The following is a 15,135-nucleotide window of genomic DNA, read 5'->3' as shown; positions in this document are numbered from 1 at the left end:
CGTCAGGAGGCCGGCTCTTCGCCGGACGCGGCTCGTCTCAGCGGGCGACGACCCGGGCGGCCTTGCGCACCTGTTCCACCAGGAGTGCCTGGCGCAGCAGGGCCTCCCTCAGGCCGGACCGGTCGGCTCCGGACAGGACCGCCGCCGCGAACGCGTCGAGGGCGTTGCCCACCTGGTGGTCCGCCGGCAGCGTCAGCTCGGTGAGCCGGTCCTGCTGTTCGATGCGGACGACCGGGCGGTGCTCGCGGGGCGGCGTGAAGGCCCGCGGCACGCTGAGCCTCCCCCGGCTGCCCCACAGGGCGTAGGTGGAACGGTAGGAGTGCTGGAACCCGAAGTCGAGCTGGGCGGTGACCCCGGTCGCCGTGGACAACAGCACGCTGCCCGCGACGTCGACCCCGGTGCGCTCGTCGACGCGCAGACAGGCCCCGAGGACGTCCAGCTCCCCGTCGAGGTGCAGCTGGGCCGCGCGCAGGGGGTAGACGCCCACGTCCAGCAGGGCACCGCCGCCGAGCGACGCACTGTGCCGGAAGGACGCCGGGTCGGGGGGCGGCACCCCGAAGGAGCTGGAGAAGACGCGGAGTTCACCGATCTCGCCGAGCATCCCCCGTACCGCCGCGTGCTGCGAGTGGTGCAGGAACATGAAGTTCTCGGTGAGCGCCAGATCGAGCCGGGCGGCCGTCTCGACCAGCTCGGCGCTCTGCGCGTACGTGGTGCTCAGCGGCTTCTCCACCAGGACGTGCTTGCCGGCGGTCAGCGCCCGCGCGACCCATTCGTGGTGCATGCCCGGAGGCAACGGCACGTACACCGCGTCGATGTCGTCCCGGTCCAGCAGCGCCTGGTAGCCGGTCACCGCCGCGCAGCCGAAGCGCCTCGCGAGGCGTTCGCCGCGCGCCCCGTCCCGGCTGGCCACGGCCACCAGCCGCACCGACCGGTGCTCCGCGAGCGCGGGCAGGATCCGGCGCACCGCGATGTCGGCGCAGCCCAGGACTCCCATACGAAGCACCGGTCGCGGAGTGTCCTCGGACATCTGCCACCTCACCTGTCGGATACATCGCGGACACAAGCTAGCCGGGCCGGGTCGAAGGCCCCTGGAAGCCCGCTGGAGCAGGCCTTTTCAGCGGGGACTCCACAGCTCTTCGACCGGTCGGCGCGAGCATGGCCCCGAGGCATTCCTGACGGGAGGGACGGCTATGACGTCGGACACCAAGGCCCTGATCCTGGAGCAGGTCCGCGAGTACCACAGGCAGCAGCGGCCGGGACACTTCGAGCCGGGAGTGACGCCGATCCTCTCCTCGGGAGCGGTCCTGGACGAGGAGGACCGGGTCGCGCTGGTGGCGGCGGCCCTGGACCTGAGGATCGCGGCCGGAGCGCACTCCCGGCGTTTCGAGAGCAGGTTCGCCCGCCACATCGGAGTGCGCAAGGCGCACCTGGTGAACTCCGGCTCCTCGGCCAACCTGCTGGCGCTGTCGGCCCTGACCTCCGACCGGCTCGGGGACCAGCGGCTGCGCCCGGGGGACGAGGTGATCACCGTGGCCGGCGGTTTCCCCACGACGGTCAACCCGATCTTCCAGAACGGGCTCACCCCGGTCTTCGTGGACCTGGAGCTCGGCACGTACAACACGACCGCGGAGCGCGTCGCGGCGGCGATCTCGGACCGCACCCGGGCCATCATGATCGCGCACACCCTCGGCAATCCGTACGAGGCGGCGGAGATCCAGCAACTGGCCACCGACCACGACCTGTTCTTCGTCGAGGACAACTGCGACGCGGTGGACTCGACCTACCGGGGGCGCAAGACGGGCACGTTCGGCGACCTGGCCACCGTCAGCTTCTATCCGGCCCACCACATCACGACGGGCGAGGGCGGCTGCGTCCTCACCAGGAACCTCGAACTCGCCCGGATCGTCGAGTCGTTCCGCGACTGGGGCCGTGACTGCTGGTGCGAGCCGGGCGAGGACAACACCTGCCTGAAGCGCTTCGACTACCAGCTCGGTGACCTGCCCAAGGGCTACGACCACAAGTACATCTTCTCGCACATCGGCTACAACCTGAAGGCGACCGATCTCCAGGGCGCCCTGGCACTGACCCAGTTGGACAAGCTGGAGGAGTTCGGTGCGGCCCGGCGGCGCAACTGGCAGCGGCTGCGCGACGGGCTGGCGGACGTGCCGGGGCTGCTGCTGCCCAGCGCGACGCCGGGCAGCGACCCGAGCTGGTTCGGGTTCGTGATCACCGTGCTGCCCGACGCCACCTACACCCGCCGCGACCTGATCGCCTTCCTGGAGGACCGGCGCATCGGCACACGACGGCTGTTCGGCGGCAACCTCACCCGGCATCCGGCCTATCTCGGCAGCCGGCACCGGGTGGCGGGCGACCTGCGCAACTCGGACGTCATCACCGAGCAGAGCTTCTGGATCGGCGTGTATCCGGGCATCACCGAGGAGATGACCGACTACATGGTCGAGTCCGTCGTGGAGTTCGTCGCCAAGAACGGCTGAGCCGCCCGGGCCCGGTCAGCCGATCATCCGGTCGAGCAGCAGGTCGTCCCCGCGCTCCGGCGCGTCCAGCCATGGCTCGGCCGCGAGCACCGCCTGCTGCATCCGCTGCAGGCGCGGGGACGGCGACAGGCCCAGTTCCTCGGCCAGCCGGCGGCGCAGCCGCTGGTAGACGTCCAGCGCCTGCCAGGACCGGCCCGCCCGGTACAGTGCCGCCATGCACTGGGCGTGCAGTCCCTCGTGCAGCGGGTGACGCCCGGTCAGCTCGATCAGCTCGGACAGCACTTCGGCGTGACGTCCCAGTCGCAGGTCCGCCTCCACGCACCGCTCCAGCACGCCGAGCCTGCTCTCCTCCAGCCGGGCCACCTCGATGCTCAGTACCGGCCCGATGCGCACGTCGACCAGGGCCGATCCGCGCCACAGCGCCAGCGCCTCCCTGAAGTGCGCCGACGCCCTCTCCTGCCGGTCCTCGCCGACGGCCGCCCGGCCCGCGGCAACCAGCCGCTCGTAGCGCGGTACGTCGACGGCGTCCTCGGGCGCCCGCCAGCAGTAGCCGCCGTACTGGGTGACGAGGACGTCCTTGGCGGACACTCCGGCGTCCGCGCCGTAGGCGGCGGTGAGCTGCCGGCGCAGTTGGAGGATGTACGTGTGCAAGGTGGCCAGCGCGCTCTGCGGCGGCTCGCTGCCCCAGATCTCCTCCATCAGCGTCCCCACCGGCACCACGCGGTTCGCGTGGATGGCGAGCAGCGCGAGGATCTGGCGCGGCTTGGCCGCCGACGGGACGATCGACCGGCCACGCACCTCGGCCGTGAGCGGTCCCAGTAACCAGATGTCCATATTGCGGTCCCCCATGTGGTCGGCACGGCACCCCGAGAACTTCCTGCTGTGGGAGTCTCGCCGACCGCTTCCGGTCCGAACCAGTGCGACGGGCCCGACCAGGCGTATGAGGAGCTTAGGGGCAAGAGGTGGGTTCCTCACATGTCCCCTGTGCGAAATGCACTGCTGTCCACCGGCCCGGGTCGACAGAATGATGTCGACCGCAACGGCCACGGGCGGGGGTTCGGCACGCCGTCACGGCCTTCGAAAGCGACAGGAGACACACATGTCACGGACCACTTCCCGGCCCGAGGCCGACGTGGTGACCGCAGGGGTCGCGGACGATCTGGTGATCACGGAGTTCGGCCACGAGCCCGAAGCGCTCACCGACAGCCGCATCTGCATCTGCTGGACGCCCGCGTCCGGCACCGGGTCGTCCGCGGACGGCGGCACCCGGTTCTGAAGCGCCGTCCGGCGGAGGGCGGGCTCCCCCGGCTGGGATTCGCACCGCATCTGCGGGTGGACTCCGCTCCGGGGGAGCCGGTCTTCCTCATGGCGGAAGACCGGGTGACCACGCTCGACGGGCACCAGGTGGCTCTGCTGGCCCCGTTGCTCGACGGCACCCGGGACCTGCCCACGATCATCGCCGAGGCGGCTCCCGCGCTCCCGGCCGACGTCACCGGCCGGCTGGTCGACAGGCTCCTTCAGGCGGGGCTGCTGCACGCCTTCGAGGCGGACGGGCCGACCGCACCGGAACGCGCCTACTGGTCGCTGACCGGTCTGGCCGCGCGGCCCGGAGCAGCCGCCTCCCCGCTGCTGGCCTCGGTCGACCTCACCGCCGAGGATCCGGGCGCGTTGCGCGGGGCGGTGTCCGCGGCAGGGTTGCATCCGGCGCCCGAGGACGGCGGACGTGCCGGTCTGACGCTGGTCCTGTGCCACGACTACCTCGATCCGCGGCTCGGCGCCCTGGACGCGGAGCACCGTGCCGAGGGCCGCGGCTGGCTGCCGGTGCGGGCCAGCGGCACACATCTGTGGATCGGCCCGTTCCTCACCCCCGGCGACGGCCCCTGCTGGAGCTGCCTCGCGGACCGGCTCCGGCTGCGCCGGCGCGGCGAGGCCCATGTGCGGCACCGTCTCGGGCTCGGCGGGCCCGCCTCGCACCGGCCCGCCTACCTGCCCGCGGGGCGTACGGCCGCCCTCCACCTGGCGCTGCTGGAGGCCGGGAAGTGGCTCGCCGGGTACCGGGACCCCGGCCAGGGCGAGCTGTGGCGGCTGGACACCCGCACGCTGGAGAGCAGCCGTCATCCCGTGCGGCGCCGTCCGCAGTGTGCCCGCTGCGGTGACCCCGGGCTGGTGCGCAAGCGGGTGTCGGCCCCGGTCGTGCTGTCCCACCGGCCGGTCCACGACACCGGCGGCGGGTACCGGACCCTCGATCCCGGCCGGATGCTGGAGCGCTACGGCCACCTCGTGGACCCCGTCACCGGGGTGGTCGGTGAGATCCGGCGGGACCCGAGGGGGCCGCGGTTCCTCAACTGCTTCCACGCGAGTGCCCGGCCGCCGTGGGACCCCGCGCTGCCGCCGCCGGCGCTGCGCACCCCGTTGCGCACCCCCGGCTCGGGCAAGGGCGTCACCGAGACCCACGCGCGGGCGAGCGCGCTGGGCGAGGCCCTGGAGCGGTACAGCGGCCATTTCCAGGGCGACGAGCCACGCCTGCGCGGTAGTTACCGCGAGCTGGCACCGCGGGCCGTCCACCCGGACACCGTCCAGCTCTTCGACCGGCGCCAGTTCGAGGACCGGGCGGCGTGGAACGCCGCGCACGGCCCCTTCCACCAGGTGACCGAGCCCTTCGACGAGGACGCCGAGATCGACTGGACCCCCGTATGGTCCCTGACCGGGCGACGGCAGCGGCTGGCGCCGACGAGCCTGCTCTACTACAACGCCCCGGACGCGGACGCCGGTTACTGCCGGGCCACCTCCAACGGGGCCGCCGCCGGGACCAGTCTGGAGGACGCCGTCGTGCACGGCTGCCTCGAACTGGTGGAGCGGGACGCGGTCGCCCTGTGGTGGTACAACCGGACCCGGCAGCCCGGTGTGGAGCTCGACCGGCGGGACCCGTGGATCGCCGGGACGCGGGCCGCCCTCAAGGACCTGGGCCGGTCGGTGTGGGCGCTCGACCTCACGTCCGACCTGGGGATTCCCGTGGTCGCCGCCGTCTCCGCGCGGACCGCGACGCCCGCCGAGGACATCGTGCTCGGGTTCGGCGCGCACTTCGATCCCCGCGTCGCGCTGCTGCGTGCGCTGACCGAGCTCAACCAGATGCTGCCGCCGCTGGTGGACGGTCCGGCCACTGGGGAAACGGCCTACACCGGCACGGACGAGGAGGCGCTGCGCTGGTTCCGGCACGCCACCACGGCCAACCAGCCCCACCTGTTGCCGGCCGCACGCCGGCCCGCCCGTCCTCCGAGGGCGCCGCGTCCGCCCGCCGACGCCGCGGCCCAGGCCGAGTCGCTGGTCGCGCTGCTGGACCGGCACGGTCTCGAAGTGCTCGTGCTCGACCAGACACGCCCCGACGTCCAGCTGCCCGTCGCCAAGGTGCTCGTGCCCGGACTGCGTCCCCACTGGGCGGGATTCGGCCCGGGGCGCCTGTTCGACGTACCGGTCGCGCTCGGCCGGCTGGCCCGGCCGCGGGACTTCGCCGAACTCAATCCGCTGCCGCTCCATCTGTGACGCGAAGCGTGCCCACGCACCGCCGCCGGGGCCGACCGCGTTGTCAACTCCGATGACAAAAAGGGATGTTGCACGTACCCGCCACGCCAGGAAGCCCCCTTCCGAGTGGTTTTGATTGATTAGGATCGATCGTGTGTCACGCTCTCCCGGTTTGACCGAGAGCGCGGGCCGCGGCACGACATGACTCATCGATTCGTACGGTTCATCCGGAAGGACAAGAGATGAGCGGTTCTGCCCCGCACGACGGTGCGCGTGCCGACCGGGAGGACGCGAGCAGCAGGCACCTCGCCGCAGGCGCCGCCACCACCATCACCGTCGCCGTCCTGGTGGCCTTCTTCGCCATCGGCGTCATCTACCTGCTGGAGGCCCGTCCCTCGCCCGTGGGCCTGGCCGCGGGCATCGCCTCGCTGCTGCTCGTCTACGGGCTGCAGCTGACCCACTCCTTCCCCCACCTGTCGCCCTGGGCCGCGCGCAGACGGCGCCTGACCTTCGGATCGCAGGTCCTCCTCACCTACCTCCCGTTCCTCGTCTACACCGAGGCCTGGCTCGCCACGCCCGGCTTCCTCGCGGGTTCCGCCCTGCTCGTCCTGCCCTCCCCCTGGCGATGGGCGGCCTTCGTGACGGTCGTGGCATCGGCGGGCCTGCTCGTCCTGCGGACCGGCGTGGGCCGCGGTTCCCTCGTGTACGGGACCGTCGCGACGGCGCTGACCGGCCTGGTGGTGTTCGGGCTCTCGGAGCTGACCCGGCTCGTCCGGGAGGCGCACCACACCCGCGGCGAGCTGACCCGGATGGTCCTGGAGGCGGAACGGCTCCGTTTCTCCCGCGACCTGCACGACCTGCTGGGCATCAATCTGACCACCATCGCGTACAAGTGCGAACTGGCGCGGCGACTGCCGCCGTTCCAGCACGTCCGCCGGCACCAGGTGCTCACGGAGATCCTGGAATCCGTCCAGCACGCCTTCGACGACGTCCGGGCGGCTTCCCAGGCCTACCGGGCCCTGTCCCTGGCCACCGAGATCGACACCGTCCGCGCCACCCTGGAGGACATGGGCGTGCACACCACGTTCCGGGGCAGCGTCGGCGTGCTGCCGCAGGCCGTCGAGACGACCCTGGCGACCGTGCTGCGGGAGGGGGTCACGAATCTGCTGCGGCACAGCAGGGTCAGCACCTGTGTGGTGGAGCTGGCACACGAGGGGGACACCGTCGTCCTGGAGCTGAGCAACGACGGAGTCGTGGACCGGCCCGCCGCGCCGGGGGGAAGCGGCCTGGCGAACCTGCGGGAACGCGTCGAGGCGGTGCACGGGAAGCTGTGCACGGAGATCAGGGACGAGAAGTGGTTCCGGCTGACGGCGGTGGTGCCGGTGCCGGTGGCGGGCGACGCCCCGGCGGACAGCGTCTTCCGGCCCGCCCTGCGGCCCACCCCCACCGGAGTGAACAACTCCGCGTCCGTGGCCTGAACGCGCGGGCCCGGGTGGCGTGCGGGACGCCCCCGGCACCGGTCAGATCCAGCCTTCCTCGCGCGCGATCCGTACCGCGTCCATGCGGTTGCGGGCGCCCAGCTTGACCACCGCGCTGCTCAGGTAGTTGCGCACCGTACCCCTGGAGAGGAACAGGCGGCGTGCGATGGCCGCGACGTCCTCGCCCACGGCGGCGAGCCGGAGGACCTCCAGTTCCCGCGGTGCCAGCGGCTGGGTCGTCGCCTCCAGTGCCGCGACGGCCAGTTGGGAGTCGATGGCCCGCTCGCCGGCGGCCACCGCCCGGATCGACGCGGCGAGTTGGGACGGGGCGACGTCCTTGCGCATGAATCCCGTCACTTGGCTGGCCAGTGCCCGGCGCAGGGTGTGGGGGGTGCCGAGGCCCGTGAGGATGAGGATCCGGCAGTCGGGGACGACGGTACTCAGCTCGGCGGCGGCTGCGATACCGTCCATGCCGGGAAGACCTATGTCGAGCACGGCCACGTCCGGCTGGAGGGCGCGCGCCTTCGGGACGACCTCGTCGCCGCGGCCGACTTCGGCGACCACTTTCATGTCGGCTTCCAGACTCAGGAGTTCGGCCAGCGCACCCCGTAATATCGCCATGTCCTCGGCGATGAGGATCCGTATCATGCCCCCCCTACCCCATGGTTGCCGTCAACCTTCCTGGTCAGGGAAAGGGGCGCCTGCGCACTCCGCACGCGAAGCGTTCGCCTGCGCCGACGGCTTCCGACAGCTGGGCTTCAACCTACCACTGCCATTACGCCAAAAAGTTGACGTGGATTCAGCGCCGCGCAGGGTGAAGAACCGCCCGTGACATGGGCGGACGCGGCACGCCGCCCCGGCGGCGCGCCGCGTCCGTTCACCCCACGGGCAGGGCCGGGCCCGTCAGATGTGCCCCACGCCCGCGCCCGCCTCCGCGTTCTCGCCGCGCTTGGTGAGGAAGGCGACGAACACCGCCACGACCGCGACCCCGGCGGCCACGAGCGAGGCGAGGCTCATGCCGGAGATGAAGGTGTCGTGGGCGACGTCCGTGATCTTCTCGGCGACCTGCGCGGGGGTGCCCGGGGGCACCGGCGCGACGCCCTGCTGCACGGCCTGACCCGTCAGCTCCTGCTGGTCCGGGGTGAGTTCGGGCAGGCCCGCGTCGGCCCAGTTGCCCGCCAGGTCGTTGTCGACCTTGGAGGCCATCACGGCGCCCAGCACCGCCGTACCGAGGCTGCCGCCGATCTGCATCGCCGCCTGCTGGAGGCCACCAGCGACGCCGGACAGCTCCATCGGCGCGTTGCCCACGATGACCTCCGTGGCGCCCACCATGACCGGGGCGAGGCCGAGACCGAGCAGCGCGAACCAGACGGACATCGCCAGGCTGCCGGTGTCCGTCTCCAGGGTGGACATGCCGTACATGGCGATCGCGGTGCAGGCCATGCCCCCCGCGAGCGGGATGCGGGGGCCGACCTTGGTGATCATCGCCCCGGCCAGCGGCGAGGCGACGATCATCATGGCCGTGAGCGGCAGCAGGTGCAGGCCGGCGTCGATCGGGCTCATGCCGTGCACGTTCTGCAGGTAGAAGGTGACGAAGAACAGGCCGCCCATGAAGGCGATGGCCATCAGGACCATCAGGACCACACCGGCCGACAGCGGCACCGAGCGGAACATCGCCAGCGGGATCAGCGGTTCCCTCACCTTGGTCTCCCAGACGGAGAACACGACGAAGCCCACCACCGACCCGGCGATGAACAGCCAGGTCTGACCGGAACCCCAGCCCCACTCGGGGGCCTTGATGAGCGCCCAGACGAGAGCGAACATCGACGCCGACAGCAGCACGATGCCGACGACGTCGAAGGAGCGCGGGGCGTTCTCGGCCCGGTGGTCCAGCAGGATCAGCACGCCGAGCACCACGGCGAGAACGCCGACCGGCACGTTGATGAAGAAGACCGACTGCCAGCTGACGTGCTCGACCAGCACCCCGCCCAGGATCGGGCCGCCCGCGGTGGAGGCACCGATGACCATGCCCCAGATGCCGATGGCCATGTTGAGCTTCTCGGCCGGGAAGGTGGCCCGCAGCAGACCGAGCGCGGCCGGCATCAGCAGCGCGCCGAACAGGCCCTGGAAGACCCGGAAGACGATGACCATGGCGATGCTGTCGGACAGTCCGATGGCGCCGGAGGAAGCGGCGAAGCCCGCCACACCGATGAGGAAGGTCTGCCGGTGACCGAAGCGGTCGCCGAGCTTGCCCGCGGTGATCAGGGAGACCGCGAGCGCGAGGAAGTAGGCGTTGGTGATCCACTGCAGCTCGGACCAGCTGGCGCCCAGGTCCTTGCCGATGGCCGGGTTGGCGATCGCCACGATGGTGCCGTCCAGGGCCACCATCATGACCCCGACCGCGACGGTGACGAGGGTGACCCAGGGATGGCCGCGCCACCCCTTGGCGGGCGCTGAACCCGCCGGGGTTCCGTCCCCCGGTCCCGGCTTGTCGAGCGTGGTCTGACTAGTCATACCGCTGAGGCTAATGACAGCCGCTGACAGTTGACAAACCAATTCACGAGTCAGTAACTGACAGGACTTCCCCCATATAGCCTGAACAGGGGAAACCGTACGAAGGAGACGACTTTTGAAGGTGGCCGGCCCGTCGGCGCTGCCGGAGACCGCACCCGCGGCCTCCCGTCCCGGCCTGCGTGAACTCAAGAAGCAGCGCACCCGGGACCTGCTGCTGCGCTCCGCCCTCGAACTGTTCACCGAGCGCGGTTACGAGGAGACGACCGTCGACGACATCGCCGAGGCCGCCGACGTCTCGCAGCGGACCTTCTTCCGCTACTTCGCCTCCAAGGAGGACGCGGCGTTCTTCGTGTCGCGGCTCGCGGAGTCCCGCTTCGTCGAGGCCGTGCACGCGCGCCCGCCCGAGGAGGCACCCCTGGACGCGCTGCGCATGGCGCTCGCGGAGAGCTGGAACACCATCGGCGAGGCCGTCGAGCAGTTGGTCCCGCTGGAGCTGCACATGCGCTTCTACCGGGTGATCGAGTCGACACCCGCACTGCTCGCCGCCCATCTGCGGCGGGCGACGGAGCTGGAGGAGGAGATCGCCCGCGTGGTCGCCGGCCGCGAGGGCCTCGACCTGGAGACGGATCCGCGGCCCCGGGTGGTCGTGGCCGTCTTCGGTGCGGTGATGCGGGTGACCGAACGGATCTGGTCGGCGCGCGACGACGCCGGCCTGGCGGCCCTGCGGGACCTGACCGCCGCCTATCTCGACCAGGTGGCGCCCGCGCTCACCGGGAACTGGCGCCGCACTGAAACGTGATCCGTGTCACTGGATTCACGCGAGACCGTCCCGTTCTCCTAGTGTGTCCTCCCAGTGACTTCCTTCGACACCTCCCCGCAGCTGAACGTCTGGCGCGCACTGCTCGCCCTGGCCGTGGTGTTCGTGATGCTGGCGACCACCGGCTGGACCGCCCTGCGCAACCAGCGGGGCCCCACAGCTCTCGAAGCGTCGGTCACGGCCTGGGAGCACGGCCGGATCGACGGACGGCGGCTGCCCGACGCCCAGGCGGCTCCCGCCCGGCTGGCCCGCTTCTTCGCCTCGCTCACCGCGTGGCAGCGCACGAGCCTGGCCCACCGGTACCCGCTGGCCGTCGGCAACATGAACGGCGCCCCGATCCAGCTGCGCTACCTCGCCAACCGCTCCGCGCTGCAGCAGGCGCGGTCGGTGGAGAGCGCCCGCATGCACGACAAGCGCCTGTCCCCGGCCGGGCAGCGCGAGGCCGGACGGCGGATGCGCAACTACGAGTCGCTGCTCGACCCGGGGCGGCACATCCTCGCCTTCGACCCGGCGGGCTCCGGCAGGGTCGCCGAGGTGTTCGGGGACCTGAACCGCGCCGACCGCGTGTCCGTCGTCGTCCCGGGCGTGGACACCGAACTGCTCACGTTCCAGCGCACCGACCGCAAGAAGTACGCGGCGCCGGCCGGCATGGCCGAGTCGCTGTACGCGGCCGAGCGCGCGGCCGGCCCCGGCACCGACACGGCCGTGATCGCCTGGGCCGACTACACCTCCCCCAGCGGTCTGGGCATGGAGGCGGCCACCGCGAACCGCGCCGAGCACGGGGCCGTGCGGCTGAACGCGCTGCTGCGGGCGCTGCCCGGCCGGTCCCCGGTCTCCCTCTTCTGCCACAGCTACGGCTCGGTGGTGTGCGGCCTCGCCGCCGGCCGGCTGCCCGGCCGGGTGAGCGACATAGCGGTGGCGGGCAGTCCCGGCATGCGTGCCGAGAACGCCTCCCACCTGGACACCTCCGCCCGGGTGTGGGCGATGCGGGACGCCGACGACTGGATCCAGGACGTGCCGTACATGGAGGTCGGCGGTCTCGGGCACGGCGCCGATCCGGTGTCCGCCGGCTTCGGGGCGCGGGTGCTGTCCGCGCGGGACGCCCGGGGGCACGGCGGCTACTTCGTGCCCGGGACGGACAGCCTGCGGAACTTCGCGGGGATCGGGGTTGGCGCGTACCGCACGGTCGCCTGCGCCGGTGAAGACGACACATGCCGGGCGGGTTTGTCCGCGACGACGGCGGCCGGACGCGCGTAGAGGCGCAGAAACTCCGGTTTGCACGGGGAGGGGACGGAGAGGCTCGTGCCGCATACGATGAGCCGCATGGGTGACGTACTGGCCGGATTTCATGCCGCCTGGGAGTTCGAGTCCGACTCCGTGCTCATCCGCTACGAACGGGGGATTCGAACACCCAAGCTGTTCCAGGCCCTGGGGGAACGCCGTGTGCCCCTGGAGGCGATCGAGGGCGTGACGCTCACGCCCGGCAAGCGCGGCACCGTCGTGCTGCGCGTCGAGCCGCGCGCGGGCGCCGATCCGCTGATCGAGGCGGCGGCCGGACAGCTGAAGGAGAGCGGCGACCCCTACCGGCTGGTGCTGCCCGCCGAACGGGAGACGCTCGCGGAGTACTACGCCGACGAGCTGCGGGCGCTGCTGACCGAGTCCGGCAAGACCGAGCGCTACCTGGTGGCCCCGCCCGAGGCACCGCTGCAGTTCAAGGCGTACGACGGGAAGGCGTCCTTCGACGGCAGGGCGGTGTCCTTCCGCTGGTCCTGGACGGGCGCGTCCTCGGCGAAGTGGAAGGCCGGCGACCAGAACTTCCCGGTCTCCGACCTGGGCGGGGTGGAGTGGCGCTCCCCCGAGATGTTCGAGGGGTACCTGCGGCTGCTGCCGCGCGACGCCGACGCATCGGCCGCCGCCGCACCGGCCGCCCCCCAGGCCGACCAGGATCCGGCGGCGGTCGTCTTCGGGCTCGGGTACGGGCCGGTGCACGAGTCGCTGCCGTTCGCCGCGGCGGTGCTGGCGGCGGTCCGGGAGCGGGCCGCCGTGGCGCCCGTGCCGGTGGCCGTGCCGGCGCCCCGGCGGGACCCCGCCGACATCGCCGAGCGGATCCGGCACCTGGGGGAGCTGCATCAGCAGGGGCTGGTGACGGACGAGGAGTTCTCCTCGAAGAAGGCGGAGCTGCTGGCGCAGCTCTAGCTCCCCGCGGCCGGACCGGCGCCCCTTCCCGCTCCCTTCCTACTCCCGTCCTACTCCCGTCCTGCGGAGGTGAACGTCATGTCCGCGTAGCGGTCGCCCGCCACCTTCTCCGCGATCGGCTCCAGCAGGGACAGCTCGTCGTCCGACAGGACGATGCGGGTCGCCGCCGTGTTCTCCTCCACCCGCGTCGGCTTCCGGGTGCCCGGGATCGGGATCACCGGCAGGCCGTGGACCTGGGCCCGCTGCTGGACCCAGGCCAGGGCGATCTGGCCGGGGGTGGCGTCGTGGGCCTCGGCCAGCGCGCGGACCGGGGCGAGGAGGGCCGCGTTGGCCGCCGCGTTGTCGCCGGTGAAGCGGGGCTGCTGACGGCGGAAGTCGCCCTCCGTGAGGTCCTGGTCGGCGTTGGCGAAGGAGCCGGTGAGGAAGCCCCGGCCGAGCGGCGAGTACGGGACGAGGGCGACGCCCAGCTCGCGGGCGGCCGGCACCACGCCCGCCTCGATGTCCCGGCTGAACAGCGACCACTCCGACTGCAGGGCGGCGATCGGATGCACCGTCTGCGCCGCCCGCAGCTCGTCCCCCGTCACCTCGCTCAGCCCGAGGTGCTTGACCTTGCCCTCGCGGACCAGGTCGGCCATGACGCCGACGGTCTCCTCGATCGGCACGTTCACGTCGCGCCGGTGCATGTAGTAGAGGTCGATCACGTCCAGGTCCAGCCGGCGCAGGCTCGCCTCGACCGCCTCGCGGATGTACGGAGCGTCGTTGCGGATGATCCGCCTGGTCGGGTCGTCCGGCGGGATCGACAGCGCGAACTTGGTCGCGACGACGACCTCCTCGCGGTGGGCCTTGAAGAACGGCGCCAGGAACCGCTCGTTCTCGCCCGCCCCGTAGGCGTCGGCCGTGTCGTAGAGGGTGACGCCCAGTTCCAGCGCCCGTTCCAGGGTCGCGCGGGACGCCTCGGCGTCCGAGGGCCCGTATGCGAAGCTCATGCCCATGCAGCCGAGGCCCTGGACACCCACCTCCGGGCCGCCCGCGCCCAGCCGGGCCTTCGGCATGCTGCTGTCGGTCATCGGTTCTTCTCCATGTCCCGGGCACGTCCGGCGTCCCCGTAGAAACTGATCTTCCGGTCGAGTACGGCGAGGGTGTCCTGTAGTTCGGCGATCCGCGCCAGCACGTCGCGGCGGGTGGACTCCAGCAGCTCCCGCCGGTCGGGGTAGGTGCTCTCGCCCTCGCGCACCAGCTCCGCGTACCGGACCATGTCGGCGACCGGCATGCCGGTCAGCCGCAGTTTGCCGACGAAGTCGAGCCAGTCCAGGTCGCGGTTGCTGTAGCGGCGCTGCCCCGTGTGCGAGCGGTCGATGTGGGACATCAGGCCGATCCGCTCGTACCAGCGCAGCGTGTGGGCGGTCAGGCCGGTGAAGGCGACGACCTCGCTGATGGTGTAGCGGTCCTGCCCGTCGGGACGCGGGTGGCGCCGGGGCGGGGCGGAGCAGATGTCCGTTCTGGTGGCGTTCGGCGCGAGGGTCCCGGCCGTGGTCTGCATCACCGTCATGTGCCCCACGCTATGACCTTGGAGTGCACTCCAAGCAAGCGCGTGCGGCGGGAAATCCACGGGACACGCGACCCGGCGGGTCACTAGCGTGCGGGCATGAGTCTCGTACGCCGTGCCGTGCCCGAGGACGCGGGAGAAGTGCTCCGCCTCCGGCAGGTGATGATCCGTTCCGTCACGTCCGACGCCTCCACCGACTGGCAGGCGGGGTCGCTGCCCGGCCTGCGGGCGAGACTGGCCGATCCGGACGGGAGTTTCGCGGCGTTCGTCGTCGACTGTCCGGAGCGGCCGGGCGCGCTGGCGGCACTGGTGGTGGGGACCCTGGAGTACCGGATCGGCGGGCCGGGCCGGCCGGCGAACGGCCTGATCGGATACGTCTTCAGCGTCGCCACCGACCCGGACGCCCGGCGCCGCGGGTACGCGCGAGCGTGCATGGACGAGCTGCTGCAGTGGTTCCGCGAGCGGGGCGCCGGACACGTCATGCTCACGGCCTCCCCGGACGCCGAGCCCCTGTACGCGTCGATGGGCTTCACGCGAGACACGACCCCCTCGATGCGGCTGCGCCTCTGA

At 71.9% G+C, this 15,135-nt stretch carries 14 protein-coding genes; 8 read left to right on the top strand and 6 right to left on the bottom strand.

The window, feature by feature from the left end; translation table 11 throughout:
* Positions 1-37: 37 nt before the first annotated feature.
* Complete coding sequence (locus ACZ6IM_RS03640) at positions 38-1,027, bottom strand: Gfo/Idh/MocA family protein (RefSeq protein ID WP_469554061.1); 990 nt, start codon at positions 1,025-1,027, stop codon at positions 38-40.
* 163 nt (positions 1,028-1,190) lie between these two features.
* Here ACZ6IM_RS03640 and rfbH point away from each other — a divergent pair, with 163 nt between their 5' ends.
* Positions 1,191-2,495, top strand: coding sequence for a lipopolysaccharide biosynthesis protein RfbH (gene rfbH, locus ACZ6IM_RS03635; protein WP_052842843.1), 1,305 nt, complete (start codon positions 1,191-1,193; stop codon positions 2,493-2,495).
* Between the two features lie 15 nt (positions 2,496-2,510).
* Here the strand turns inward: rfbH and ACZ6IM_RS03630 are convergent, their stop codons facing one another.
* Positions 2,511-3,329 (bottom strand): AfsR/SARP family transcriptional regulator, encoded by an 819-nt coding sequence (locus ACZ6IM_RS03630; protein WP_052842844.1) that lies wholly within the window; start codon positions 3,327-3,329, stop codon positions 2,511-2,513.
* Between the two features lie 265 nt (positions 3,330-3,594).
* On the opposite strand from ACZ6IM_RS03630, the gene ACZ6IM_RS03625 reads away from it, so the two are divergent.
* The 3 genes from ACZ6IM_RS03625 to ACZ6IM_RS03615 all read left to right on the top strand — a co-directional run bounded on the left by ACZ6IM_RS03625 (position 3,595) and on the right by ACZ6IM_RS03615 (position 7,492).
* Positions 3,595-3,771, top strand: coding sequence for a hypothetical protein (locus tag ACZ6IM_RS03625; protein ID WP_469554059.1), 177 nt, complete (start codon positions 3,595-3,597; stop codon positions 3,769-3,771).
* An 89-nt stretch (positions 3,772-3,860) separates the two neighbouring features.
* Complete coding sequence (locus ACZ6IM_RS03620; RefSeq protein ID WP_469554057.1) at positions 3,861-6,035, top strand: TOMM precursor leader peptide-binding protein; 2,175 nt, start codon at positions 3,861-3,863, stop codon at positions 6,033-6,035.
* Between the two features lie 221 nt (positions 6,036-6,256).
* A complete protein-coding gene (locus ACZ6IM_RS03615) occupies positions 6,257-7,492 on the top strand; it encodes a histidine kinase (protein ID WP_052842845.1) in 1,236 nt (411 codons plus the stop codon).
* 42 nt (positions 7,493-7,534) lie between these two features.
* Here ACZ6IM_RS03615 and ACZ6IM_RS03610 read toward each other — a convergent pair whose 3' ends face one another.
* Together ACZ6IM_RS03610 and ACZ6IM_RS03605 are read right to left on the bottom strand one after the other, a co-directional pair.
* Positions 7,535-8,140 carry a response regulator transcription factor gene (locus ACZ6IM_RS03610; RefSeq protein WP_052842846.1) on the bottom strand — a complete coding sequence of 202 codons (606 nt, stop codon included), beginning with the start codon at positions 8,138-8,140 and terminating at the stop codon, positions 7,535-7,537.
* A gap of 255 nt (positions 8,141-8,395) precedes the next feature.
* A complete protein-coding gene (locus ACZ6IM_RS03605) occupies positions 8,396-10,006 on the bottom strand; it encodes an MFS transporter (RefSeq protein ID WP_052842847.1) in 1,611 nt (536 codons plus the stop codon).
* 115 nt (positions 10,007-10,121) lie between these two features.
* Between ACZ6IM_RS03605 and ACZ6IM_RS03600 the strand changes: the two genes are divergently transcribed.
* The 3 genes from ACZ6IM_RS03600 to ACZ6IM_RS03590 all read left to right on the top strand — a co-directional run bounded on the left by ACZ6IM_RS03600 (position 10,122) and on the right by ACZ6IM_RS03590 (position 13,019).
* On the top strand, positions 10,122-10,805 hold the full coding sequence (locus ACZ6IM_RS03600; protein ID WP_052842848.1) for a TetR family transcriptional regulator: 684 nt from the start codon (positions 10,122-10,124) through the stop codon (positions 10,803-10,805).
* 54 nt (positions 10,806-10,859) lie between these two features.
* Positions 10,860-12,080: an alpha/beta hydrolase family protein gene (locus ACZ6IM_RS03595; protein WP_469554053.1), complete on the top strand. Its 1,221-nt coding sequence runs from the start codon at positions 10,860-10,862 to the stop codon at positions 12,078-12,080.
* Between the two features lie 66 nt (positions 12,081-12,146).
* Positions 12,147-13,019, top strand: a complete 873-nt coding sequence (locus ACZ6IM_RS03590) for a DUF4429 domain-containing protein (RefSeq protein ID WP_052842850.1) — start codon at positions 12,147-12,149, stop codon at positions 13,017-13,019.
* Positions 13,020-13,069: 50 nt separating this feature from the next.
* On the opposite strand, the gene ACZ6IM_RS03585 is transcribed toward ACZ6IM_RS03590, so the two are convergent.
* The gene (locus ACZ6IM_RS03585; RefSeq protein ID WP_052842851.1) at positions 13,070-14,086 is read right to left on the bottom strand and encodes an aldo/keto reductase; all 1,017 of its coding nucleotides are present in this window, start codon (positions 14,084-14,086) and stop codon (positions 13,070-13,072) included.
* The gene (locus tag ACZ6IM_RS03580; protein ID WP_052842852.1) at positions 14,083-14,568 is read right to left on the bottom strand and encodes a MerR family transcriptional regulator; all 486 of its coding nucleotides are present in this window, start codon (positions 14,566-14,568) and stop codon (positions 14,083-14,085) included. Before ACZ6IM_RS03580 ends, ACZ6IM_RS03585 begins: the two co-directional genes overlap by 4 nt.
* Before the next feature lie 96 nt (positions 14,569-14,664).
* On the opposite strand from ACZ6IM_RS03580, the gene ACZ6IM_RS03575 reads away from it, so the two are divergent.
* A complete protein-coding gene (locus tag ACZ6IM_RS03575; protein WP_052842853.1) occupies positions 14,665-15,135 on the top strand; it encodes a GNAT family N-acetyltransferase in 471 nt (156 codons plus the stop codon).

It is taken from the genome of Streptomyces sp. NPDC042336 (genome assembly GCF_055581985.1).
The sequence above is the reverse complement of the archived record's forward strand: the minus strand, read 5'-3'. Positions and strand labels throughout refer to the sequence as shown.

Excerpts from the sequence above, each read along its gene's own strand:
- rfbH (WP_052842843.1), top strand. The coding sequence starts at position 1,191 with ATGACGTCGGACACCAAGGCCCTGATCCTGGAGCAGGTCCGCGAGTAC.
- ACZ6IM_RS03620 (WP_469554057.1), top strand. The coding sequence starts at position 3,861 with ATGGCGGAAGACCGGGTGACCACGCTCGACGGGCACCAGGTGGCTCTG.
- ACZ6IM_RS03590 (WP_052842850.1), top strand. The coding sequence starts at position 12,147 with ATGGGTGACGTACTGGCCGGATTTCATGCCGCCTGGGAGTTCGAGTCC.
- ACZ6IM_RS03610 (WP_052842846.1), bottom strand. The coding sequence starts at position 8,140 with ATGATACGGATCCTCATCGCCGAGGACATGGCGATATTACGGGGTGCG.
- ACZ6IM_RS03630 (WP_052842844.1), bottom strand. The coding sequence starts at position 3,329 with ATGGACATCTGGTTACTGGGACCGCTCACGGCCGAGGTGCGTGGCCGG.
- ACZ6IM_RS03615 (WP_052842845.1), top strand. The coding sequence starts at position 6,257 with ATGAGCGGTTCTGCCCCGCACGACGGTGCGCGTGCCGACCGGGAGGAC.
- ACZ6IM_RS03605 (WP_052842847.1), bottom strand. The coding sequence starts at position 10,006 with ATGACTAGTCAGACCACGCTCGACAAGCCGGGACCGGGGGACGGAACC.
- ACZ6IM_RS03585 (WP_052842851.1), bottom strand. The coding sequence starts at position 14,086 with ATGACCGACAGCAGCATGCCGAAGGCCCGGCTGGGCGCGGGCGGCCCG.
- ACZ6IM_RS03580 (WP_052842852.1), bottom strand. The coding sequence starts at position 14,568 with ATGACGGTGATGCAGACCACGGCCGGGACCCTCGCGCCGAACGCCACC.
- ACZ6IM_RS03625 (WP_469554059.1), top strand. The coding sequence starts at position 3,595 with ATGTCACGGACCACTTCCCGGCCCGAGGCCGACGTGGTGACCGCAGGG.
- ACZ6IM_RS03575 (WP_052842853.1), top strand. The coding sequence starts at position 14,665 with ATGAGTCTCGTACGCCGTGCCGTGCCCGAGGACGCGGGAGAAGTGCTC.
- ACZ6IM_RS03640 (WP_469554061.1), bottom strand. The coding sequence starts at position 1,027 with ATGTCCGAGGACACTCCGCGACCGGTGCTTCGTATGGGAGTCCTGGGC.